We start from the raw sequence: 21,184 nt of genomic DNA on the forward strand, positions 1-21,184 counted from the left end.
GTATATTATATGTCAAATTTAACTTCCACCGTTCAAAGCGGCGACTGGAAAAATGAAAAACACGTACCTGTGATCAAGGCACCTGAATCTGTCAAAAAAGACGAAGCTTTTTTAGTAACCGTAGTCGTGGGCGAAGAAATTGCCCATCCCAACACCTTTGAACATTACATCAAATGGATCAAGCTGTTCTTTAAACCTGACAGCGGAAAGTTCCCGATAGAAGTGGCAACTGTCGCATTCGATTCCCACGGCGAATCCGGAGTATTTACTTCGTACTGTGCAGATGTAATGCTAAAGGTCCAGGAATCCGGCGAATTGATGGCCATGAGCTACTGTAACATCCATGGCTTATGGGAAAATTCTGCAACCTTGAAATGTGAGTAAAATATAAACTTCGCACCTTAAAAGCCAACAGACATTGGCGTGCCAATGTCTGTTGGCTTTTTAATATTTAAATTTTTTCGACTCTCTCGGGTTCTTTTGGCAATCTTAAAATCAATATCAAGCCAATGCCGAAAAGCAGTATCAAGCTCATAACGGCCTTTCTTATGTCCCCGGTTATCAAAGTTATGGTTCCAATGAGAATAGGACCCATTATTGCTGCAAATTTGCCCAGTATGTTGTAAAAACCAAAAAATTCATTGGAATTTTTCTTGGGTACGATCTTGGCAAAGTAAGACCTGCTCAAGGCTTGTATCCCGCCCTGAGCCGATGCTATCATAAAGCCGAGAAGCGCAAAATCCCAAATTGTCTTCATTCTGTATGCCATCAGGCAGACGACAAAATAAGTGAATATGCCAAATATGATCATATTCCTTGCCGTGAACTTCTTGGCAAGCATCCCATATAAAATAGCACATGGAAAAGCTACGATTTGAGTCAGCAGCAAGGCAATCATTAAACCTGTAGTATCCAGTCCTATTTGCTCTCCGAACACCGCCGCATTACGAATTATGGTGTCCACTCCATCTATGTAGAAAAAGTACGCCAATAGAAATATTGCAATGACCTTGTATTTCCTGATGTTCCTGAATGTTGCAAATATTCTTTTAAAACTGTTTACTACAGGCTTCGGTTCTCTTTCTATGTAATGCTTTTGGTGCACATTTTTGATCATCGGAAGCGTAAACAAACCCCACCATAGAGCAGTTATAACAAATGACAATTTTGTCATCAATATTACATCCAAACCGGAAAAGTTTATCAAAAATATACACAATATAAAAGGGATCACGCTGCTTATGTAACCAAATGCAAATCCCGAGGAGGACACCTTGTCCATATTGTCATCTTCCGACACGTCCACCAAGAATGCATCGTAGAAGATGTTCGCACCCGCAAATCCAGCCACAGTCAATACGTAAAGTATCATGAGGATTTGCCAGTTTTCCTGAGGTATGACAGCCAGAAAAGCCGTAAATCCAATGCCTAAGGAGGCAAAAAAAGTGAAAAACCTCTTTTTAAAGTTTTTGTAGTCGGCTATGGTTCCCAAAATAGGACTGAGCACCACGATGATAAATGTTGCTAAAGCATTGCCATAATTCCACCAAGCCGTTGCCGAAGCCCCGGTGGCGCCTCCTGCAGAAGCCATGCTCGTAAAATAAATGGGAAAAATCGCCGTGGTGATTATGATGGAATAGGCCGAGTTTCCACAATCGTACAGGATCCAACTGATTTCTTCTTTGGTTAGTTTCATGCCGTCACCCCTAGTATTTTATAATCATATTTTATCAGTTATATTAATATTTTAAAATGAATTTTGTGTTATGATTGAATTATCAAGGGAGGTGTTTGTTCATGTCAGATGCATTGAATCATTATTTGTGTGGAGAAGAGCTCATGATCCGTCTATTGGGAGGAGATCATATCCCGGCAATCAACAGAACTTTGTTCAACCTTGGAACCCAAGGACCGGACATCTTTTTTTATCACAACGTATTTACAAAAAGCAAGGATAAGATCCCTTATGGCGACTTGCTCCACAAACACAGGGTCAACGATTTTTTCATAAAAGCGGTGGAAATCATCAGAAGCCGACCGATCGAAGACAAGACCAACATCCTTTCCTACGTGGCGGGTTTGATTTGCCATCATTCTCTGGATGTAAGCACTCACCCGTTCATCTTCTACCGTAGTGGAAAATATGTTCCCCAGCGACCCGAGACCAAGACTTTCAAATACTTTCACAAAAAGTATGAAATCCAGTTGGATACGGCATTTTATCAATATCGATACGGTAAAAAGGCATATCGATTTGATTTTGACAAAATTTTTAATTTGACTTCCCGGGAATTGGATGCCGCAGAGTTTTTTTTCGACGAAATCATGTTTAATGTTTTTGGCGAAACCATGACCCAAGGGACCGTTTCCAAAAGCGTTTCCAAGGCCGGAAGCCTTACCGGTTTGCTGTCTGATCCTTCAGGCTTAAAAAAGTTGATGGTAGGCTTTGGAGAAATCCTTGCAGGTGACTACGGACATTATTCGAATGCTTTTTATAAAATTAGAGAAGATGACATCGTTACTATCCTGAATTTAGACCATCAAAGATGGTGCCATCCTTGCGATGATGCCACATGTTATGATTTTTCCTATCCGGAACTTTTCGACAGTGCTGTAGATGATGCTTATGAAAAAGTCATGGCAGTTTTTGCGATGGCAGATCCTTCCTCCGGATTCAACCCTGATAGGATAAGTTCCCTGTTTAAAAATCTCAGCTACGAAACAGGTCTTGATTGCAATATTGACAATACAATAAAATTTTTTGTTCCTGTTTCCACCCTATAAAAACACCGGCAAAAACAAGATCACGGATCTGTTCTTTGCCGGTATTTTATATCAATATTTATTCTTATAGATTTTCTGCAAAATTATTGAGGACCTGCACCGTCGAATTTAATTCTTCAACGGATGCCGCGATTTCCTGAAGGCTTGCAGCCTGAGTCTCGTATATTTCAGTGTTCTCTCCGATTTTATCGTTGATGGTGCCGATGGATGTTTTAATGGATTTGAGCACCTGATCCACTTTCTTTACGGACTCGCTTGTAGAAGAGGAGAGCTTTCTTATCTCCTTGGCAACCACATCAAAACCTCTACCAAATTCTCCCGCCCTTGAAGCTTCAATGGCCGCATTTAATCCAAGCAAATTGGTCTGTGAAGATATTTCCTGAATGAAAGCCAATATTGCATCCGTGTTTTCTGTGTTTTCCTTTGATTCCCTAACGGTCTTAAGTATGTATCCGTTGGTTTCTACCACTTCCTGCACTTTGACATTCAAATCGTTGATTGCATCGGTGATTTGATCAAGGGCACTTCTTACTGAATCAGCCAAGGATGAAATCTCATGACGTTTTTTCATCGACTGAGCAAAGAGCACACCACCTACCGGAACACCTCTTTCATCCTTAATGGGTAATATTATTGATTTAAATGGAAATTCAAATACGGTTCCGGCCTTTATTTCCTCAATAAATAAATTTCCTCTTCCAATTGCATCATTAACGAAAGGTTTCAGTTCGTCTCCGGCCTTCGTCTTGAACGGCAGTCCCTCCGCATGAGCTGTGTACTTGTAATGTGTCCTGTCAGTCAGAAATATGGCTGTAGGCTCCGGCATTATTTCTTGAATGTATTTTACTGTTTTGTGGAATGCATCCATGATCGGATTTTCAAATATTTTTTCTTCCATTATCATCTCTCCTCGCGACCTAATTTTCAAATTTAATTACAGGTTGTCTGCAAAATTGCTCAAAACCTCTACTGAAGCATTCAATTCTTCGATGGAAGCGGCGATTTCTTCAAAGCTTGCAGCCTGAGTCTCGTATATTTCAGTGTTTTCTCCGACTTTATCGTTGATGGTGCCGATGGATGTTTTAATGGATTTGAGCACCTGATCCACTTTCTTTACGGACTCGCTTGTAGAAGAGGAGAGCTTTCTTATCTCCTTGGCAACCACATCAAAGCCTCTACCAAATTCTCCCGCCCTTGAAGCTTCAATGGCCGCATTTAATCCAAGCAAATTGGTCTGGGAAGAAATTTCCTGAATGAAAGCCAATATTTCATCCGTGTTTTCTGTGTTTTCCTTTGATTCCCTAACGGTCTTAAGTATGTACCCGTTGGTTTCTACCACTTCCTGCACTTTGACATTCAAATCGTTGATTGCATCGGTTATTTGATCAAGGGCACTTCTCACGGTCGTAGTCATGGTGGACACCTCATAACGCTTCTTCATGGATTGGGCCGTTAAAATGGCTCCAACCGGCTTTCCCTTTTCATTTTTTACAGGAATGATCACAGACTTGAATGGAAAGCTTGCAACTCCATCCTGATTTTCCGGGGTTACATCCTGTTTGAAGATTTCACCTTTATTTACAACTCCCGCTACAAAACCCTCTATCTTATCTCCATTGTTTGTTTCAAATGGGAGTTCTTCCACGTTTCTGGTCACTTTGAACTCTTCACTATCTGCAAGATAAATTGCAGTGGGATCAGAAATGACTTTCGGTAAATAATCTATGATTTTGCTGAAGGCATCCAAAGTATCATTGTCAAAAATTCTTTCGCTCATAAATTCAACTCCTTCGATTTCACGTATTATTATACTTATCGGATATCGAAGGAGTTTTTTAATAGTTATTATATGATTTTGAAGTTTTTTCAATAAATTTCCCTATATTTTCGACAGCGAGTTTGCTTTCAGGGAGCAGCAGGTAAAAAAACTGCCATACGTGGAACATGTTTTTCCATATTTCAAGGGTTACGTCAACCTTCTGTCTCTCAAGTCTTTTTGCCAATTCAACGGAATCATCGTAAAGTATTTCTTCGGTCCCCACCTGTAGAAGAACCGGAGGAAAATCTTTGAAATCTCCGTAGACAGGTGAAACTAGAGGATCTTTCACATTATTTCCGCAATAAAGACTTGCACATTCCTTGAGCACTTCCGGCACCAGCATCGGATCTCGCTTTCGTCTGTTTGCCATGCTGGAAAATGACAAACTCAGGTTTGTCCATGGGGACATGCATACGATTCCTGCCGGAAAACTTATCCCCATTTTTTTCATAGCAAGAACAGTGGAAAGAGCCAGCCCTCCTCCTGCGGAATCACCCATTAAATAGATGTCCTGTGGACTGTACCCTTTTTCAAGTATCCATTTGTAAGCTTTTATTGCGTCATTAAGGGCTTTTGGATATTTATTTTCCGGAGCCAGTCGATAATTGATTATAAGCATCTCGCTTGCGCACACGTCCGCCAATTTTCGCGCCAAAATCCTATAGGATTTTACAGATCCGGTGCAGAAAGTTCCTCCATGCAAATAAAGTATTATCCTGCCCTTGACCTTGTCTTCGCCCTCGATCAATTGAGCTTTCATGCCGTCGATTTCTATATCGTGGTATTCGACTCCGGGAACCAGATTGAAAATGGCTGCCCGTCTCTCCTGCTTTTTTCTTTTTGAATTGATGGTTTCAAGTCCCAAGCCAGCCTTAAGCTTTTGAACCCGAAGCACTTTTTCGATCAGCACATTTCTAAAGCCTTTCAAGAGCCTTGACCTCCGCCTTTTGATTAGTATTTGATTTCAGGAATTTCACCGTTCTGAAATTTTTTACATTGTCCTATGGCATCGCAACTGTAACACCTTCTGGAAGCTTTGTCGCTTTCGTATAATAATGCAGACAGATCCTCATTTGCATCACATTTTACTCTGTGGCTTGCTATTGCCTTTTTTATTTGACGGATCTCTTCCGGGTCAAAACCGTTTTTCTCCAATATTTCCACGCACATCTCGCCACTTGCAAGGGCATGATCGGTGCCCTCCTCATATTCAAGCCACCTGCCGATATCGTGTAAAAGTCCACAGGCATACACGATTTCTTTTTGAAAGTTCAGATTTCGCTCCAAGGTAATGATCCAGGCAATTCTTGCTACATCAAGAAAATGTGTTATGTCATGTCTGCAAAAAATTCTCTGTTTTTCATGTTCCTTGATTTTATTCAAGTGACTCAGGTAAATTTCATCGACCAGGATCCTATTTATCCTCTCCATCAACATCACCGACCTTCTCTATCGCTTCGCCATCAAGTCGATTTACAATTTCGATCACCGATTCTCTGCCCACCAAAACTTCAGGTGCTATTTCCGCAAGGGGGATCATAACGAAAGCCCGTTCCTTCATTCTGGGGTGAGGCACGGTCAAATTTTCATCATCTGATTCGTAACCTTCGTATAATAATATATCCACATCTATGATACGGGGGCCAAATCTAATTGTCTTGACCCTTTTCATTTCTTTTTCTATACTCTGGCAAAACTCCAACAAATCCATGGGTTCGAGACTGGTCTCGCCGGTTATCACCACATTTAAAAACCAATCTTGGTCTTTGTACCCTACCGGCTCGGTCCTATAAAAAGATGAAATCTCATCGATATGGACTTTTTCCCTCAAAAGCTCCATTGCCTCCATCAGATTTTTTCTCGTATCTCCCATGTTGCTTCCAAGACTCAGATATACCCTTTTCATTTGGATCGCTCCCTGGAAATTTCTACTGACATATGATCAAAAATACCCGGTACGGGGGCTTGAGGTTTTCTAACCGTCACGTCCACCTTTTGTATCTTCTCAAACGTTTCAAATAGCACTCTTGATATATTTTCTGCCAGTGCTTCTATAAGTTCGTACCTTGCGCCTTCAACTTGTTCCTTGATTTTTTCATAGGCTATCCCGTAGTGTACAGTTTCATTCAAATCGTCACTTGACCCTGCCAAGGCTAAATCAAGGTACATCTTTACATCTACAAAAAACTTCTGTCCAAGTCTTTTTTCTTCTTCAAGTACACCGTGATACCCGAAAAAAGCCATATTATTCAATACTATCGAATCCATTTATCACCTCAATATTGCATCTGCAACCCTGGCTGCATGAGAATTTTCTTTGACATCGTGCACTCTGACTATATCCATTCCCTGTACAATTCCCAACACTGTAGTAGATACTGTCCCGTCCGTTCTCTCTTTAGGCGGAACATCCAGTATCTTTCCGATCATGGATTTTCTGGAAGTCCCCAACAACACCGGACAACCCAGCTCCCTTATGAAACCTAGCTGAGACATTATTTCGATATTTTGTTCCGAGGTTTTTCCGAATCCAATTCCCGGATCCAATATAAGGTTTTCTTTTCTCAAACCGTTTTCCAATGCAATCTTTATGGAATTTTCAAAGAATTTTTTCATACTGTGTATGATTTCTCCTTCATATTCAGTTCCATCCTGATTGTGCATGACAATCACCGGAACCTGGTATTTTGCAGCGACCTGGATCATCTCAGGATCTCTCTGCAGCCCCCAGATATCATTTATAACATGAGCGCCGCTTTCAATTGCCGCTTCTGCTACTTTGGATTTATAAGTATCTATGGAAATCAAAGCATCCGTTTCCTTTCGAAGCCTCTCGATCACCGGAACCACTCTTGCGATTTCTTCTTCCACAGATATTACAGTATATCCAGGTCTTGTAGATTCTCCACCGACATCGATAAAATCCGCACCCTGGTCCATCATTTTTTTTGCATGGTCTACTGCAGCATCGATTCTGGAAAAATCTCCGCCGTCGGAGAAAGAATCGGGGGTAACATTTAGAATCCCCATGATATAAGTCTTGTTTCCAAAGACGATATTTTTTCCGCCTATGTTAACTGTCAACTTTTCAACCTTGAGTTTTATATTCTCACTCATTTGTCACCTCTATTTGCCAAAGTTTATGAATGACATTACTTCAGATCTTGCCATTGAATCATTGGCAAAAACTCCCCTGACTGCCGAAGTTATAGTTTTAGATCCGGGTTTTTTGACTCCTCGCATGGTCATGCACATATGTTCCGCCTCTATAACCACTATCACTCCGTAAGGTGAAAGCTTGCTTTGAATGGTGTCTGCCACCGTCGCTGTAAGCCTTTCCTGAAGCTGTGGTCTCTTCGCAACGGTTTCAACAACTCTCGCCAGTTTACTTAGACCTGTAAGCTTTCCGTCTTTCGGAAGGTATCCAACATGCGCCTTGCCGAAAAAGGGTACCAAGTGGTGCTCGCAAACCGAATAAAACGGAATATCTTTTATAAGTACAAGTTCTTCGTATTTTTCCTGCTGAAAATAAATTTCCAGATGCTTTTCAGGATCATCCTCAAGTCCGGAAAAGATTTCCTCATACATCTTAGCAATTCTTTTGGGCGTGTCCAACAATCCCTCTCTATCCGGGTCTTCCCCGATAGCAAACAAAATTTCTCTTACCGCTTTTTCAATTCTTGCCTTGTCCATTTCCTTGCCTCCCATTTTAAAATCTATTTTTCAATTCATCATACAACATTTTAGTGCAAGCGCCAAATACAGGCATGTGTTTCTCTTCGATCCTTTTTATGGGCATGATCCCCATTACGGAATTGGTCAGGAACGCTTCTTCAGATCCACCCAATTCAAGCTTCGTAAATTTTCCTTCAATTACTTCGATCCCCAAATCAAAGGCTACCTTGATAACTTGATTTCTCATAACCCCAACCAACAATCCACATTTTTTTTCAGGGGTGAACAATTTTTGGTCTTTGACAAAAAATATATTGGTAAATGATCCTTCAGCCAGATATCCTTCAGTATTGAAAAACAATACCTCGTCATGACCGGAATTTCTGGCCTTTTCAAGTTCCAAAATATTTTCGAGATAATTATCGCTTTTAATGCCGACCAAATTACTCGTTTGGTTTCGAAGCACCTCGGATATGGAAACAGAAAATCCCCTTTTGTAGTGATCGGGAGTATAAATAAATTTTCTTCCACTTATTATGACTCGAGTCTTCTCTTCCTTTATGGCAGAAATTTTGATCACTCCGCACTCTTCACCAAAATGATCAATAAGCGCCAGGCAGTCTTTTTCAATTTCAGGATCAGTCCGTTCGATGCACAGGCCGATTTTATGTGCCGCCTCTCTGAATCGTTTCATATGATCAGAAAACAGCTCCACTTTTTTGTTCACGTATTTTAATGTTTCAAAAATTCCAAATCCATACATTACTCCCGGAGATGTAGCGGATAGTTTTGCTTCTTCTGAAGAGACCAATACTCCATCGATTACGACTGCGCTCATCTAATCACCCAATCCATTTGCGATTTCAATGCTTTTCATCAATGCCACCGCCTTGTGAAATGTTTCCTCGTATTCCATCTCATTATTCGAGTCCCATACGATTCCTCCACCTGCCTGAAAGTAAGCCTTGTCGCCTTTGCACAAAATCGTTCTGATGACTATATTAAGATCCATGTCTCCGTTGAAATCCAAATATCCTATAGATCCGGTATATAGATTTCTGGCCGTCGGTTCAAGCTCATCGATTATTTCCATAGCCCTTATCTTAGGCGCCCCGGTTATCGATCCGCCTGGAAAGGTTGCCTTTACCAGATCTACGGCATCGGCATCTTTCACAAGTTTGGCCCGCACGTTGGATACCAGATGAAAAACTGTAGGATAGGTTTCGATCTTGTAAAGTTCTGTCACTTCCACACTTCCGGTTTCCGCGATCTTGCCAAGGTCATTGCGTTCCAGATCAACTATCATCAAAAGTTCAGATCTATCTTTCTCACTATTGAAAAGCGCCTTTTTATTTGCTTCATCTTCATTGTAGTCAGCACCTCTGGGTATGGTTCCCTTGATCGGTCTGGTTTCAGCAATATTGTCCGTTAATTTCATGAATCGTTCAGGCGAGCTGCTAACTATTGCACCTTCATCCATAGGTATGTATGAAGCAAATGGAGCCGGATTTACCTTTCGCAGAACTCTGTAGAGTTTCTCAGGAGTCGTCTTAAGATCAGCAGTGAATCTTTGGGTCAAATTTGTCTGATAAAGATCTCCCTGCCGGATATATTCGTGTATTTTGTCCAGTGCAACCAGATATTCCTCTTTGGTGAAATTAGAAGTAAAATTTGTTTTTCTTCTTTTTTCAGGATCGAAAGAAAATGACTCTGACTCCAATTTCAAATTTTGCAGACATTCTTTAACTCTTTTTACAATGCCGTTTACGACTTCTTCATCTTTTGCAGCTATTCCGTAAGATGCAGCATAAGTCTTCTTTTCCAAATGATCTATAACGATCACTTCATCGTAGAATCCAAAATGCATGTCACAAATGTCCACATCTTCCATAGCTGTCTGCGGCAAGCTTTCCAATCTGTTTTTCAGATCGTAGGAAAAATATCCAACCCCTCCACCGACAAAAGGCAACTTCTCCCTGGAGGTCTGTCTGTACTTGTTCATGCACTCTTCCAGAACATCGAAAGGATCTTTTTCTGTTTTCATGGATCGGCCATCCATCGTTAACTGAACCGATCCCTTATCGCTCTTTAACAGCATGAAAGGATTCCACCCGATAATCGAGTACCTGCCTAAATTTTCGTGATCCATTCCACTTTCCAATAAGAAAGGGTATGGTTCATCCTTAATAAAAGAAAATAAGTCAAACGCATCGATGTAAACACCTTCGATTTCCTTTATCATGCCTTGCCTCCCTGCATTATCCAAAAGTTTCTTAAGATGTCCAAACCCATTTCAGTCAATACCGCTTCCGGGTGAAACTGTATTCCTTCGACCGGGAAGTCTTTGTGCCTTATACCCATGATTTCCCCCATGGCCGTTTCGCAGGTGATCTCGAAACAATCCGGAAGTGTGTCTTTATCCACTACAAGAGAATGATACCTGGTTACCTTTAGTGGATTTTTTATGTCCTTGAAAACGCCTTTTCCATCGTGAGTCACTTCATGGACCTTGCCATGGACTGGTTGGTCTGCTGTTATAATTTTAGCACCGAATGCCTGGGCTATGGTTTGATGCCCCAAACAAATTCCCAATACAGGTATGCTTCCACTGAATTTCTTAACAATTTCCAAGGAGATTCCTGCATCTTCCGGTCTGCCAGGACCGGGGGATATGACAATAATGTCCGGTTTGATCCTTTCGATCTCCTCGATCGTTATCTTGTCATTTCTGACTACTTTTACCTTGGGTCCTATGCTCTCGATATACTGCACCAAATTGTACGTAAAAGAGTCGTAGTTGTCTATCATAAGTATCAAGGTTTTCCCTCCATTAACTTGTATATATAGGTTTTTTTAGTTTTTCGTTAATTATAATATAGTGCCGTGAATCATACAACATCAATATCAACCTCGACAGATGTGAATTTCAAGTATTTCTTCGCTTGTCTCTTATGGTAGTCGGACTTGATGATGGCTCTTATGAGATTTACCCATCCCCTGCTTGAAGGAATTTCTTTTTCGATACCCTCTTCGATTTCCAGACAGACGCTTCTGTAGGATAAATAGAATTCATCGTTTGAAGTTGATTTTTCCTTGATTTTAAACAGTTGAATAATTTCGTCTATGGACAGGACATTTTTAAAGTGGCACGCCATCAACAGATCCATCAATTGATCTTTGGAATATTTTTTCTTAAAGGGTTTCGCTATCAAACCGGCTTTTACATAGTTGTTCACCATGGTCTTGGTTATAACAGCCTTGTCGTCATCTTTCAATGGCTCAAGTTTAACTTCCAAATACTCGATCATCTGATCCATATAAAGTTTTATGTCCGGGATTTCCATGATATCGGGAGGGATATAGTGTTTTTCCATTTAAGATCCACCTTGCTTTGTTTTATCTGGTTTTAATAACTAGATGTAATAGTTTTTATGTTGACTTGTTCCCAGATAAGTAATAATATTATTATACAGCATATTATCAAAGGAGATATAAAAAATGAAAATTATTATACGCGAACCGATCAACACAATAACACATTTTGCAGGATTCGTACTTTCCATCATCGGCTTTATATACCTGATGATAAAATCAATAATGGACTTCAATTCCCTTAACATATTGTCCACGGTGATCTTTTCTGCAGGATTGATTGGACTCTACTTTGCTTCATTCTACTATCATGGAAAAATAGCAGAAGAAAAAATACTTGTCAGACTCAGAAAACTGGATCACGTTATGATTTTTTTCCTTATTGCTGCAACCTATACCCCCGTTTGTCTGATCACTCTTCAAGGACAAATAGGTTATATCTTGTTGGGTATCATCTGGGGTCTTGCAATCGTTGGAATGATCATAAAAATGTTTTTTATCAACGTACCCAGGTGGATATCCACCGGTCTGTATCTGTTTCTTGGTTGGGCCAGCATTTCAGTCATCAAGCCCCTTTTCAGCAAGATGCCTCTGCCCGGGTTTTTATTACTTGTTGCAGGTGGACTCTTTTACACCTTTGGAGCAATCATTTACGGAACAAAAAGCGAAAAAATCAGAGTGGCCAACTTTGGATATCACGAAATATTCCATATTTTCATATTGCTCGGCAGCCTTTCACATTATCTTATGGTAAGTCTTTTTATAATTAAATAGAACAGAACGGAAATTTCCGCTCTGTTCCAATTCATGGTCTTAGCTGTATTTTTTCAAATTCCTGGTTAAGTGTATCGATGTAGAGCAACTCTTTTCTTAGAAGTTCTCCTTTGCCTGCAAGTACTTTTGCAGCTTCACTGCATTGAATCGAGGCGACCAGGGCAGGTGTAAAAGAGGGATTTCCAAGCCCTGTCTCGATGCCCTTCACGTCGGGAACATCTGAAGGATATATCAGATCCAGTGTTCGATCTCCCGGAAAAACCGTAGTAACCTGTCCGTACCATCCTGCAATTGCACCATGTATCATGGGGACATCCAATTTTTCGGCCAATTCCTGGAGAACAAACCTGGCCTTGATGCTGTCCACACCGTCAAGTATGAGATCCACTCCCTTGAATATTTCCAAACCGTTTTTTAAATTAACTTCACCCACGTAGTGATTTACCTTTATGTTTGAATTGATTTCAGCAACTCTATTCTTTGCCTTTTCAGCCTTCGGTAAACCCAGGCTCTTTTCATCTGAGAGCAACTGCCTGTTAAGATTTGATTCGTCGAATACGTCTTTATCCGCCACTATCATTTCAGAAACTCCCAGTCTGGCCATTATTTCGATCAAATAACCTCCCAGGCCTCCACAACCTACGATACCGATTTTTTTGCTCAATAATGCTTCCATTTCCGCTTCGGTAAAAGTCCCAATATTTCTGGCATATCTCAAGTCCATATCAACCTCCTCCTACCGGCGGGAATATTGAAATAGTATCTCCATCGGATGGGTAGTCGTCCAGTTTAGCATCTCTACCGTTTAGCAAAAGTATGGCAACATCGTCTGCTTTGATTCCAAGCTCTTCAGTGATCTCCCGAATAGAAGTTTTTCCGCTTTTTTCCATTTCTAGAATTTTGCCTCTGTTTTCTCTCAGGGTGGCAAAGAGCTTCACCGTATATTTCATAGGCCACCTCCTCATCTTCATTGTAAAACAAGGGCTCCAAAAACGGAACCCTCGTCGTGATTTAAATTTTATTACTTAAGACCTAATCCTTTAAGCTTTTCATCGGTAGGTATGCCTTGTTCGTCCCAACCTCTTACACTGTAATATTGTGGCAGAAGCTCGCTCAGCTTGGTTACCCAACCTTTTGAAGGACCTTCCTCGATAGGATCTTCCAACAATCTCTTCGGAAGGGTGTCCTGTGAAGGATCGATCCCCGCCTCTAAATTAAAGACTTTTTCCAAGTTCCAAATCCTTTCGCCAGCTTCTATAAAGTCGGTTCCTGTATAATCTGAACCACACACTGCATTTACCATATCCGCATAGTCATCGGCTCCCATTGCAAATGATGTGAACAGGCAAAGACCTGAAGAATCTATGGCTGCTGTGAAATCTTGGAAGATTTTTGACCATTCGGCTTTTCCGTCCAAGGTGAACCTGTCAAGTTTTTCAGGAAGACCTAAAATTTCAGGTGAAATCATGTATCCTCTTACGTGACATCCCCCTCTGTTTGAAGTGGCATACTGGATTCCCTGGCCTTGAATACCCCGTGGATCATATGCGGGAAGTTCCTGCTTCTTGACTGACATTGAAAGCTCTGGAACGCCGTAACTTTCGCACAGTCTATACGACCCTTCGGCCATCTTGGCGCCATATCCTTCAACTGCACCCATCATCTTAGTCCAGTCTATGATGGCTTGGCTATTGCCCCATTCAAGAGAAGGAGCTCCGGTAATCTCTTCTTCCTTTATCAATCCTTTTTGATAAAGTTCCATGGCTGCAGCTATTGTGGCACCAGCAGATATGGTATCCAGGCCATACTCATTACACCAGTAGTTTGCCTTGATTATATCTCCCAGATTTGAAACTCCACAGTCTGATCCATAAGCCCATATGGTCTCATACTCAGGACCCTGTCCTTTTATGTCATCGACTTCGCAGTATCTGCCGCATCCAATCGGGCATCGGTAGCAGGGGTCTTTTTTCTTTAGATACTTTTCTGCCAAAGTCTCACCGCTTATTTCTTCAGCTTCACCGAAAACAGATTCCTGGAAATTGTTTGTAGGAAAAACTCCATTTTCATTTATGATATTTACGAGCACAGCTGTTCCGTATGCAGGCAAACCCTGACCTGTAACGCCATTTTCCTTGATTTTCGTCATACATCTTGCAAAGACTTCCTTTAATTTAGCTTCATCTGCAATACTGACCTTGTTGCTTCCCTTAACTACTATGGCTTTGAGGTTTTTTGATCCCATGACTGCTCCGACTCCGGATCTTCCCGCAGCCCTGCCTCTATCATTCATGATTGCTGCGATTTTCGACAATCTTTCTCCTGCCGGTCCGATAACTGCAACTTTTGCTTTTTTGCCGTGTTCTTCTTCAAGCTGCGCAGTCGCTTCTGAAACAAGCTTGCCCCAAAGTGGTTGGGCATCTTTAAGTTCCACCTGATCGTCCACGATATTCAAATATACCGGTTTTTCAGATTTTCCTTCAAAAATAACCGCATCGTATCCGGCGAACTTCAGCTCTGCCCCCCAATATCCTCCTGAATTTGAACTGGCAACAGTCCCAGTAAGGGGCGCTTTCGTTACGACCATGTATCTTCCGCCAGTTGGTGTGGGAGTTCCGGTCAAAGGACCTGTAACAAATATCAGCTTGTTTTCAGGGCTGAGAGCATCGATTTTGGGATCTATCTCATCCATGAGCATTTTTGTTGCCAATCCTCTTCCTCCAATGAACTTCCTGGCCTCATCCTGATTTAAAGCTTCTCTTGTTATCTTTCCATCAGTAAGATTTACTCTTAACACCGTTCCGTTATAACCGTTCATATTCATCCTCCTCGATAAATTTTATATATATCTATTTAGTTGCAAGTTTCGTGCCAAATAAAAAGAAGACTCCAAAGGTAGAGTCTTCAGTGGTTTTTTTCAAAGCATGTTTATTTGATCTTTTAATATGTATGATTTTCGAACACATTTACACGACTAGCGCGTTCGTTTTTGGAACATTGTTACTTTTCAGAACAGCAAATTTCGTACATTTCCAACTTTCTATAAAGAGTATTCCTTCCAATGCCCAATTGTTTTGCCGCTTTGCTTATATTTTCATCATAATACTCAAGAACCTTGATAATGTGTTCTCTCTCCATATCTCTGAGAGATCTGCAAATTTCATTTTCAGGACACCGGATTCCGTCGACTGGATTTAACTTTCCGACAGTTTTCACAGTTTTTCCTTGCATCCATTCCAAATCTGGAAGAGATTCCGTATTTACAGCCAGCTCGATATAATTTTCCAGTTCCCTCACATTGCCCGGCCAGTCATAGTCAATCATCAGATCCAGCATGTCACTGGAAATTTCCACTTTCTTCTTATTGAGCTTTTTAGATATCCTCTCCATGAAAAAATCTATAAATAGTGGTATATCCTTCTTTCTGTCTCTCAAGGGCGGTAGAACGACGGGCAATACATTTAATCTGTAATACAAGTCTTTCCTGAAATTCCCCTTTGCCACTTCCTCATTCAGGTCTTTGTTGGTTGCGGCAATGACTCTAACATCCACCACATTTTCTTCTATCGCTCCTATCCTGCTGACCGTCCCTTCCTCTATCACTCTCAAAAGCCTGGTCTGCATGTCTAAAGGCATCTCGCCAATTTCATCGAGGAATACTGTTCCACCATCTGCAATTTCAAATTTCCCCGGGTGTCCGCTGGCCTTTGCTCCTGTGAACGCTCCTTCGACATATCCAAAAAGTTCGGATTCTATCAAAGCTTCAGGAATGGCACCACAGTTTATGGCAACAAAATGTTCTTCTTTTCTTTCGGAATAGTTGTGAATGGATTGAGCAAAAAGTTCTTTTCCCGTTCCGCTCTCCCCCATGATGAGAACATTGGATCTGCTGTCAGCAACTTTCTTGGCAAATTCAACGACTCGTGTGAAATTTTCGTCCTCGCCTATAATCTTGTCGAATGTGTAAATGGCTCTTCTTCCCATCAATTTGTCTGCAAGTTTTCTATTTTTCTTGACCTCTTTAAAAACAAGTATGAAATTTCTGATGTTGGAGTCCACTTCTTTGATGGGATAAACGCTAAGATTGAACTGGAGCTTGTTTTTTCTGGCCTTTACATTTACATCTTTTTCATTCACATGGCCTGTCTTCATTACCTCTTTGCACAAATCAGACCATTCGGATAGTATATCTTCAGCCTCAAGGTTCATAAATTCTTCGGGATAATAGCCGAACATGTCACTGGCAACCTTGTTTGCAGTAAGTATTTTTCCGCATTCGTCAGTGGTGACTATTCCGGCTTTAATGGAATCCAACACCGCTTCATGATAGGTTTTTGCATTCTTAAGCGCTTTAGAATACCCCTGTATCTCGAGCATTTTTTCAATTGCATTGGCTGCAGCCACCACCATTCCCAGAGTGTGGGAGTGTACATCCTGGCTGTATCCGGTAATATCCAAGATCCCGACAAGTTTGCCGTCTCTGTCAAATACAGGTGCTGACGAGCATGTCCATCTGTGATAGCACGTAATGAAATGTTCGTCCCCTGATACCTGGATGGGTTTTCCCTCTTCAATGCAGGTTCCCATAGCATTTGTCCCGATACTTCTTTCATCCATGTACGCACCGGGAATCATCTTGTATTCAAAGGCTTCCCCCAGAATTTCTTCATCTCCCACTACGTTTAAAATGCATCCTTCTTCATCCGTAAGGATCACGAAAAAGCCCGAGCCTTTGACGAAACCGTATACCTGATTCATAAAAGGTATGGCCGTCAGGATCAACTCACGCTTCGATTCAAGTTTTTTAAACAATTCTTCCTGTTTTAAAATCTTTCTGCTGAATATGGTGTTTTCTTCAACTTCATAAGATCGACATCTTTCATGAGATCTTAAAATATAATCTTTTGTTTCCACTGACGTTCTAAGCGACACGCGCAACACCTCTTTTAAATTTTACCAGCCTCGATCAAATCTATTTCATCCCCCGGATAAATCGTACCACCTTCCAGCACCACTGCAAATATGCCTTCTCTAGGCATTACGCAATCGCCGACCTTTTTCATTATTTCACAGCCTTTGTGGCATTCTTTCCCAATTTGCGTGACCTCCAAAAGCACATCTTTTATCCTGATTTTTGTGCCTATCGGCAGTTTGTACAAATCCAATCCTTCCGTTGTTATGTTTTCAGCAAACACACCTGGACTTAAACCGTCAGCTCCCTTTTTGACCATGGAGTCAATGCTCTCCTGTCCCAAAAGACTAACCTGTCTGTGCCAGTCTCCACCATGAGCATCATCAGTCAAACCGAAACCTACTATAAATTCGCCTTTAGGTACCGGCTCCTTTATCACGCCCTTTTTTCTGCTTATGTTGATTGCAATAACTTTTGCCATTTCAAATCTCCTCTACTCTGTTGTATTCACCGGATTTTCCTCCAGTTTTCTTCAAAAGCTTCACGTCTTCTATGACCATGCTTTTATCCACGGCTTTGCACATATCGTACAATGTTAAAGCCGCCACCGACACCGCCGTAAGAGCCTCCATTTCGATGCCTGTCTTCCATACGCAAACAGCCGTGGCTTTTATATTCACCGCACATTTTTCCCTATCCACTTCAATATCTACCTTGATACCGTCAATAGGCATATTGTGGCACATCGGGATGAGTTTATAGGTCTGTTTGGCTCCCATGATCCCGGCTATTCTGGCTGTAGCCAGCACATCCCCCTTGGGCATTGTTCCGTTGTGGATCATCTCTATTGTCTCTTCTTTCATTCTTACTCGCCCGGACGCAACCGCTACCCGTTCTGTGTGAATTTTACCTGAAACATCCACCATTCGAGCATTTCCCTTTTCATCTACATGACTCAGTCCCATATTAACCTCCTATTCTGTTCATGGACCTGGAAGACGAATATTTTTCGCCGAAATGATGCCCTCCAGGTTTGTTGTAAACAATGTCTTCGATCAATTTGTCCAAAGAATCAGGATCATTTTTAAGCGTATCCATGATGTCAATTTCACCGTTGTTTCCCAAACATGGTCTTATTTTACCATCGCTGGTCAGCCTTATTCTGTTGCAGTCGCCGCAAAATTTGTGGCTCATGGGACTGATAAATCCGACTTTTCCCAAGTATCCCGGAATTTTATAATACTCTGCCGGTGCCCCTTTGTCCGTCTTCTCCAAATACTGTAGTTTGGGTCTGGCTGAAATGATGTCTTGGTTAACAACAATTTTATCTGAATTTTTTTCGCCGAAATCGCCTATGGGCATCAACTCTATGAATCTGCATTCTAAAGGCTTTGATTTTGTCAATTCAATAAAGTCGTCAATTTCGTCATCATTAACTCCCTTTATCAAAACGGTGTTGATCTTGATCGGCGACAGCCCCGCCTCAATAGCCTTGTCGATCCCATTCAGTGTCTTTTGTAAGACTCCTCCACCTGTTATCCTTTTGAATCTATCTTCATTCAAAGAATCAAGGCTGATATTTATCCTTTTAAGACCTGCTTTTTTCAGATCTTTGGCATATTTGCCCAAATTGATCCCATTTGTTGTCATGGATACATCTTGTATTCCATCGATGGCGGCTATCCTCGATACGATATCGCAGATGTCATCTCTAACAAGCGGCTCTCCACCTGTTACCCTAACTTTTTTTATGCCTATTCGAGCCATGGATCTGGTGATCTGTTCGATTTGTTCAGGCGTCAGTTTGCGCTCTTCCTGCCTGATACAGTTTTCACCGTCGGGATCGCAATACATACATTTAAGATTGCATCGTTCGGTCACCGAGATCCTTAAATATTCAATGGTTCTTCCATATACGTCTATCATCTCAATCCCCCCTGATCAGCTTCACACTTCCTACACCTTCAGCTTCATATCCTCCAAGGGTTTCCAAGGATGATTTGAATTCATCCGACATTAGAACCTCTATGAACGATTCAACTTTTTCATCATGCAAGAATTCTTCTCTCAAAATAAAATCATATGTCTCCCAGCATATGGGAATGAAATCCAGACCATAAACCTTTGCAGCCGAATATATCCCCAGGCCAGCATGTGCAGAACCCGAAGCCACTTGTACCGCAACGGAAAGATGAGTCAATTCCTCTCTCTCATAGCCATATATGTCTTCGGCATCGATCCCTTGCTTATTGAGCAAGTAATCCAAAAGGATCCTGGTGCCCGATCCCTTTTGCCTGTTCACGTAGGATAGGTCTTTATTTATGAGATCGGCTATGCCTTTTATCCCCAGTGGATTTCCCCCTGCAACCATCAATCCTTGGCTTCTTTTCACACCTTTGACAATGGCCACATTTGTATTGGCCAAATATCTTTTTACAAAACTTTCATTGTATTCTCCGGAATTTTCATCTAAAAGATGGATCCCCGCCATATGAGTCTCGTTTCTTTTGACCGCCATTATTCCTCCCATACTTCCTACATGGGACGAACTTACGTATTTAAGCGGATCTCTTCTTCTCAGAAGGTCATAGGCAACATCGATCAGCGGATCGTGGCTTCCGTTTGCGACCAAAGTGTTTTCGATCTCGTCCTTTGATCTTAACAGGGAAATCTCAACTTCCTGCCCTGCGTCTATACCTTCGGTATTCAATGGTATATCCAGTATCCCGTCCGCCTTGACAAAAGATGTGACCACTCCCGCGCCTCTATCCAATGGAGTCGCAATTACCTTTTGCCCTACTTTTCCAAGTTTCATCCTTACAAATTCCCGATATTTCAGTGATGACATGACTCTTCTTCCCAAAACGGCAACTGTCTTTTGATTTTTTGGCAATTGAATCCTCTGAAGCTTCTCTACGATTTTCTTGACTACATGCTCCATTACGATTATTCCGGATACCGGATATCCCGGGATCCCTATGCAAGGCTTGTTGCCGACCCTTCCAAGTATGGTGGGCTTTCCCGGTCTTATTGCTATACCATGGGTATAAACCTGACCTGTCTGGGATATTGCCGTGCTTGCATAGTCTTCGGTCCCCGCAGAAGAACCGGCATTGAGGATGACGATATCGCATTCACAAGAGGCCTTTATCAATGCTTCCTTGATCAATTCAAGGTCGTCGGGAACTATGTCGTATATGATGGAATCACAGCCCCAAGTGCTTGCCATAGAAGAAAATATCGACGAATTAAATTCAATGATCTCCCCTTTTTTTGGATTTGACCTGGGGGTTACTATTTCATCTCCAGTAGGTATGAACCCCACTACAGGTTTTGAGTATACTTCCACCAAACTTACTCCGCCAGCCATCATGGCTCCTATGGCTGCGGGCTCGATCTTCATATTGGAAGGAAGTATCATTTCTTCCTGGCACACATCTTCACCTATTTGTCTGACATGTTGCCACGGATGCGCAGCCGCATTTATGGTGGCTACCCTTTCTTTTTTGTACACGATATCCTCGACCATGATCACAGAATCCATCTCTTCAGGCAACGGATCTCCCGTGTCCACAACCACATATCCCGTTCCCTCTTCCAAATTTACCGGTGTGGTATCGGTTGCCCCGAATGTATCGGAAGCTTTTACTGCAATGCCGTCCATGGCGCATGCATAGTAGTGTGGAGCGGAAATCTTTGCAAAAACCGGTACGGCTGTTACCCTGCCCAATGACCGATCAAGGGGAAGGACCTCTGATTTTTTCTTTTCCAAATCCGATCCAAGTTGTTTTAAATACTCCTGTAGTGCTGTATCAAGCTCTTTGTTTTCAAGATAAGTGTATCCCATT

At 41.6% G+C, this 21,184-nt stretch carries 24 protein-coding genes; 3 read left to right on the forward strand and 21 right to left on the reverse strand.

Going from position 1 to position 21,184, the window contains the following annotated elements:
• The first annotated feature begins 9 nt into the window (after positions 1–9).
• Positions 10–384 carry a class II SORL domain-containing protein gene (locus IWB18_RS07325; protein ID WP_195682967.1) on the forward strand — a complete coding sequence of 125 codons (375 nt, stop codon included), beginning with the start codon at positions 10–12 and terminating at the stop codon, positions 382–384.
• Positions 385–451: 67 nt separating this feature from the next.
• On the opposite strand, the gene IWB18_RS07330 is transcribed toward IWB18_RS07325, so the two are convergent.
• Complete coding sequence (locus IWB18_RS07330; protein WP_195682968.1) at positions 452–1,696, reverse strand: MFS transporter; 1,245 nt, start codon at positions 1,694–1,696, stop codon at positions 452–454.
• Positions 1,697–1,797: 101 nt separating this feature from the next.
• Here IWB18_RS07330 and IWB18_RS07335 point away from each other — a divergent pair, with 101 nt between their 5' ends.
• Positions 1,798–2,784: a zinc dependent phospholipase C family protein gene (locus tag IWB18_RS07335; protein WP_195682969.1), complete on the forward strand. Its 987-nt coding sequence runs from the start codon at positions 1,798–1,800 to the stop codon at positions 2,782–2,784.
• A 64-nt stretch (positions 2,785–2,848) separates the two neighbouring features.
• Here IWB18_RS07335 and IWB18_RS07340 read toward each other — a convergent pair whose 3' ends face one another.
• The 12 genes from IWB18_RS07340 to IWB18_RS07395 form a co-directional block, all read right to left on the reverse strand.
• A complete protein-coding gene (locus IWB18_RS07340) occupies positions 2,849–3,682 on the reverse strand; it encodes a methyl-accepting chemotaxis protein (protein ID WP_195682970.1) in 834 nt (277 codons plus the stop codon).
• 36 nt (positions 3,683–3,718) lie between these two features.
• A complete protein-coding gene (locus tag IWB18_RS12615; protein ID WP_195682971.1) occupies positions 3,719–4,561 on the reverse strand; it encodes a methyl-accepting chemotaxis protein in 843 nt (280 codons plus the stop codon).
• Between the two features lie 58 nt (positions 4,562–4,619).
• The gene (locus tag IWB18_RS07350; protein WP_195682972.1) at positions 4,620–5,531 is read right to left on the reverse strand and encodes an alpha/beta hydrolase; all 912 of its coding nucleotides are present in this window, start codon (positions 5,529–5,531) and stop codon (positions 4,620–4,622) included.
• Positions 5,532–5,554: 23 nt separating this feature from the next.
• Positions 5,555–6,034, reverse strand: a complete 480-nt coding sequence (locus IWB18_RS07355) for an HD domain-containing protein (protein WP_195682973.1) — start codon at positions 6,032–6,034, stop codon at positions 5,555–5,557.
• The gene (folK, locus tag IWB18_RS07360) at positions 6,018–6,509 is read right to left on the reverse strand and encodes a 2-amino-4-hydroxy-6-hydroxymethyldihydropteridine diphosphokinase (RefSeq protein WP_195682974.1); all 492 of its coding nucleotides are present in this window, start codon (positions 6,507–6,509) and stop codon (positions 6,018–6,020) included. Before folK ends, IWB18_RS07355 begins: the two co-directional genes overlap by 17 nt.
• Positions 6,506–6,871 (reverse strand): dihydroneopterin aldolase, encoded by a 366-nt coding sequence (gene folB, locus IWB18_RS07365; RefSeq protein WP_195682975.1) that lies wholly within the window; start codon positions 6,869–6,871, stop codon positions 6,506–6,508. The genes folK and folB overlap by 4 nt, the downstream gene beginning before the upstream one ends.
• 3 nt (positions 6,872–6,874) lie before the next feature.
• On the reverse strand, positions 6,875–7,720 hold the full coding sequence (folP, locus tag IWB18_RS07370) for a dihydropteroate synthase (protein ID WP_195682976.1): 846 nt from the start codon (positions 7,718–7,720) through the stop codon (positions 6,875–6,877).
• A gap of 9 nt (positions 7,721–7,729) precedes the next feature.
• Positions 7,730–8,296, reverse strand: coding sequence for a GTP cyclohydrolase I FolE (gene folE / locus IWB18_RS07375; protein WP_232366964.1), 567 nt, complete (start codon positions 8,294–8,296; stop codon positions 7,730–7,732).
• 16 nt (positions 8,297–8,312) lie between these two features.
• Complete coding sequence (locus tag IWB18_RS07380) at positions 8,313–9,116, reverse strand: aminotransferase class IV (RefSeq protein WP_195682978.1); 804 nt, start codon at positions 9,114–9,116, stop codon at positions 8,313–8,315.
• Positions 9,117–10,520: an aminodeoxychorismate synthase component I gene (pabB, locus tag IWB18_RS07385; protein WP_195682979.1), complete on the reverse strand. Its 1,404-nt coding sequence runs from the start codon at positions 10,518–10,520 to the stop codon at positions 9,117–9,119.
• On the reverse strand, positions 10,517–11,095 hold the full coding sequence (locus tag IWB18_RS07390) for an anthranilate synthase component II (protein WP_195682980.1): 579 nt from the start codon (positions 11,093–11,095) through the stop codon (positions 10,517–10,519). Before IWB18_RS07390 ends, pabB begins: the two co-directional genes overlap by 4 nt.
• A 71-nt stretch (positions 11,096–11,166) precedes the next feature.
• Positions 11,167–11,652 (reverse strand): DUF1836 domain-containing protein, encoded by a 486-nt coding sequence (locus IWB18_RS07395; RefSeq protein WP_195682981.1) that lies wholly within the window; start codon positions 11,650–11,652, stop codon positions 11,167–11,169.
• Between the two features lie 124 nt (positions 11,653–11,776).
• On the opposite strand from IWB18_RS07395, the gene trhA reads away from it, so the two are divergent.
• Positions 11,777–12,424 carry a PAQR family membrane homeostasis protein TrhA gene (gene trhA / locus IWB18_RS07400; protein ID WP_195682982.1) on the forward strand — a complete coding sequence of 216 codons (648 nt, stop codon included), beginning with the start codon at positions 11,777–11,779 and terminating at the stop codon, positions 12,422–12,424.
• 31 nt (positions 12,425–12,455) lie between these two features.
• Here the strand turns inward: trhA and IWB18_RS07405 are convergent, their stop codons facing one another.
• The 8 genes from IWB18_RS07405 to IWB18_RS07440 all read right to left on the reverse strand — a co-directional run bounded on the left by IWB18_RS07405 (position 12,456) and on the right by IWB18_RS07440 (position 21,183).
• Positions 12,456–13,148: a HesA/MoeB/ThiF family protein gene (locus IWB18_RS07405; RefSeq protein ID WP_195682983.1), complete on the reverse strand. Its 693-nt coding sequence runs from the start codon at positions 13,146–13,148 to the stop codon at positions 12,456–12,458.
• A gap of 1 nt (position 13,149) precedes the next feature.
• The gene (locus IWB18_RS07410; RefSeq protein WP_195682984.1) at positions 13,150–13,374 is read right to left on the reverse strand and encodes a MoaD/ThiS family protein; all 225 of its coding nucleotides are present in this window, start codon (positions 13,372–13,374) and stop codon (positions 13,150–13,152) included.
• Positions 13,375–13,445: 71 nt separating this feature from the next.
• Positions 13,446–15,242, reverse strand: coding sequence for an aldehyde ferredoxin oxidoreductase family protein (locus IWB18_RS07415; RefSeq protein ID WP_195682985.1), 1,797 nt, complete (start codon positions 15,240–15,242; stop codon positions 13,446–13,448).
• 182 nt (positions 15,243–15,424) lie between these two features.
• The gene (locus tag IWB18_RS07420; RefSeq protein ID WP_332310675.1) at positions 15,425–17,356 is read right to left on the reverse strand and encodes a sigma-54-dependent Fis family transcriptional regulator; all 1,932 of its coding nucleotides are present in this window, start codon (positions 17,354–17,356) and stop codon (positions 15,425–15,427) included.
• Positions 17,357–17,370: 14 nt separating this feature from the next.
• Positions 17,371–17,817, reverse strand: coding sequence for an MOSC domain-containing protein (locus tag IWB18_RS07425; protein WP_195682986.1), 447 nt, complete (start codon positions 17,815–17,817; stop codon positions 17,371–17,373).
• A gap of 1 nt (position 17,818) precedes the next feature.
• Positions 17,819–18,301: a cyclic pyranopterin monophosphate synthase MoaC gene (gene moaC, locus IWB18_RS07430; RefSeq protein ID WP_195682987.1), complete on the reverse strand. Its 483-nt coding sequence runs from the start codon at positions 18,299–18,301 to the stop codon at positions 17,819–17,821.
• Position 18,302: 1 nt separating this feature from the next.
• Complete coding sequence (moaA, locus tag IWB18_RS07435; protein WP_195682988.1) at positions 18,303–19,262, reverse strand: GTP 3',8-cyclase MoaA; 960 nt, start codon at positions 19,260–19,262, stop codon at positions 18,303–18,305.
• A 1-nt stretch (position 19,263) separates the two neighbouring features.
• A complete protein-coding gene (locus IWB18_RS07440; protein ID WP_195682989.1) occupies positions 19,264–21,183 on the reverse strand; it encodes a molybdopterin biosynthesis protein in 1,920 nt (639 codons plus the stop codon).
• Between the last annotated feature and the right edge of the window lies 1 nt (position 21,184).

This window comes from Alkalibacter mobilis (assembly GCF_015594845.1).
Taxonomy (GTDB): Bacteria; Bacillota; Clostridia; order Eubacteriales; family Alkalibacteraceae; genus Alkalibacter; species Alkalibacter mobilis.

Bases quoted from the DNA above. Each gene is read 5' to 3' on its own strand.
- IWB18_RS07410 (WP_195682984.1), bottom strand. From the start codon at position 13,374: ATGAAATATACGGTGAAGCTCTTTGCCACCCTGAGAGAAAACAGAGGC.
- IWB18_RS07330 (WP_195682968.1), bottom strand. From the start codon at position 1,696: ATGAAACTAACCAAAGAAGAAATCAGTTGGATCCTGTACGATTGTGGA.
- pabB (WP_195682979.1), bottom strand. From the start codon at position 10,520: ATGATAAAGGAAATCGAAGGTGTTTACATCGATGCGTTTGACTTATTT.
- IWB18_RS07415 (WP_195682985.1), bottom strand. From the start codon at position 15,242: ATGAACGGTTATAACGGAACGGTGTTAAGAGTAAATCTTACTGATGGA.
- IWB18_RS12615 (WP_195682971.1), bottom strand. From the start codon at position 4,561: ATGAGCGAAAGAATTTTTGACAATGATACTTTGGATGCCTTCAGCAAA.
- IWB18_RS07405 (WP_195682983.1), bottom strand. From the start codon at position 13,148: ATGGACTTGAGATATGCCAGAAATATTGGGACTTTTACCGAAGCGGAA.
- IWB18_RS07395 (WP_195682981.1), bottom strand. From the start codon at position 11,652: ATGGAAAAACACTATATCCCTCCCGATATCATGGAAATCCCGGACATA.
- moaA (WP_195682988.1), bottom strand. From the start codon at position 19,262: ATGATAGACGTATATGGAAGAACCATTGAATATTTAAGGATCTCGGTG.
- folE (WP_232366964.1), bottom strand. From the start codon at position 8,296: ATGGACAAGGCAAGAATTGAAAAAGCGGTAAGAGAAATTTTGTTTGCT.
- folB (WP_195682975.1), bottom strand. From the start codon at position 6,871: ATGGATTCGATAGTATTGAATAATATGGCTTTTTTCGGGTATCACGGT.
- IWB18_RS07440 (WP_195682989.1), bottom strand. From the start codon at position 21,183: ATGGGATACACTTATCTTGAAAACAAAGAGCTTGATACAGCACTACAG.
- trhA (WP_195682982.1), top strand. From the start codon at position 11,777: ATGAAAATTATTATACGCGAACCGATCAACACAATAACACATTTTGCA.
- IWB18_RS07335 (WP_195682969.1), top strand. From the start codon at position 1,798: ATGTCAGATGCATTGAATCATTATTTGTGTGGAGAAGAGCTCATGATC.
- moaC (WP_195682987.1), bottom strand. From the start codon at position 18,301: ATGGGACTGAGTCATGTAGATGAAAAGGGAAATGCTCGAATGGTGGAT.
- folK (WP_195682974.1), bottom strand. From the start codon at position 6,509: ATGAAAAGGGTATATCTGAGTCTTGGAAGCAACATGGGAGATACGAGA.
- IWB18_RS07425 (WP_195682986.1), bottom strand. From the start codon at position 17,817: ATGGCAAAAGTTATTGCAATCAACATAAGCAGAAAAAAGGGCGTGATA.
- folP (WP_195682976.1), bottom strand. From the start codon at position 7,720: ATGAGTGAGAATATAAAACTCAAGGTTGAAAAGTTGACAGTTAACATA.
- IWB18_RS07355 (WP_195682973.1), bottom strand. From the start codon at position 6,034: ATGGAGAGGATAAATAGGATCCTGGTCGATGAAATTTACCTGAGTCAC.
- IWB18_RS07325 (WP_195682967.1), top strand. From the start codon at position 10: ATGTCAAATTTAACTTCCACCGTTCAAAGCGGCGACTGGAAAAATGAA.
- IWB18_RS07340 (WP_195682970.1), bottom strand. From the start codon at position 3,682: ATGGAAGAAAAAATATTTGAAAATCCGATCATGGATGCATTCCACAAA.
- IWB18_RS07380 (WP_195682978.1), bottom strand. From the start codon at position 9,116: ATGAGCGCAGTCGTAATCGATGGAGTATTGGTCTCTTCAGAAGAAGCA.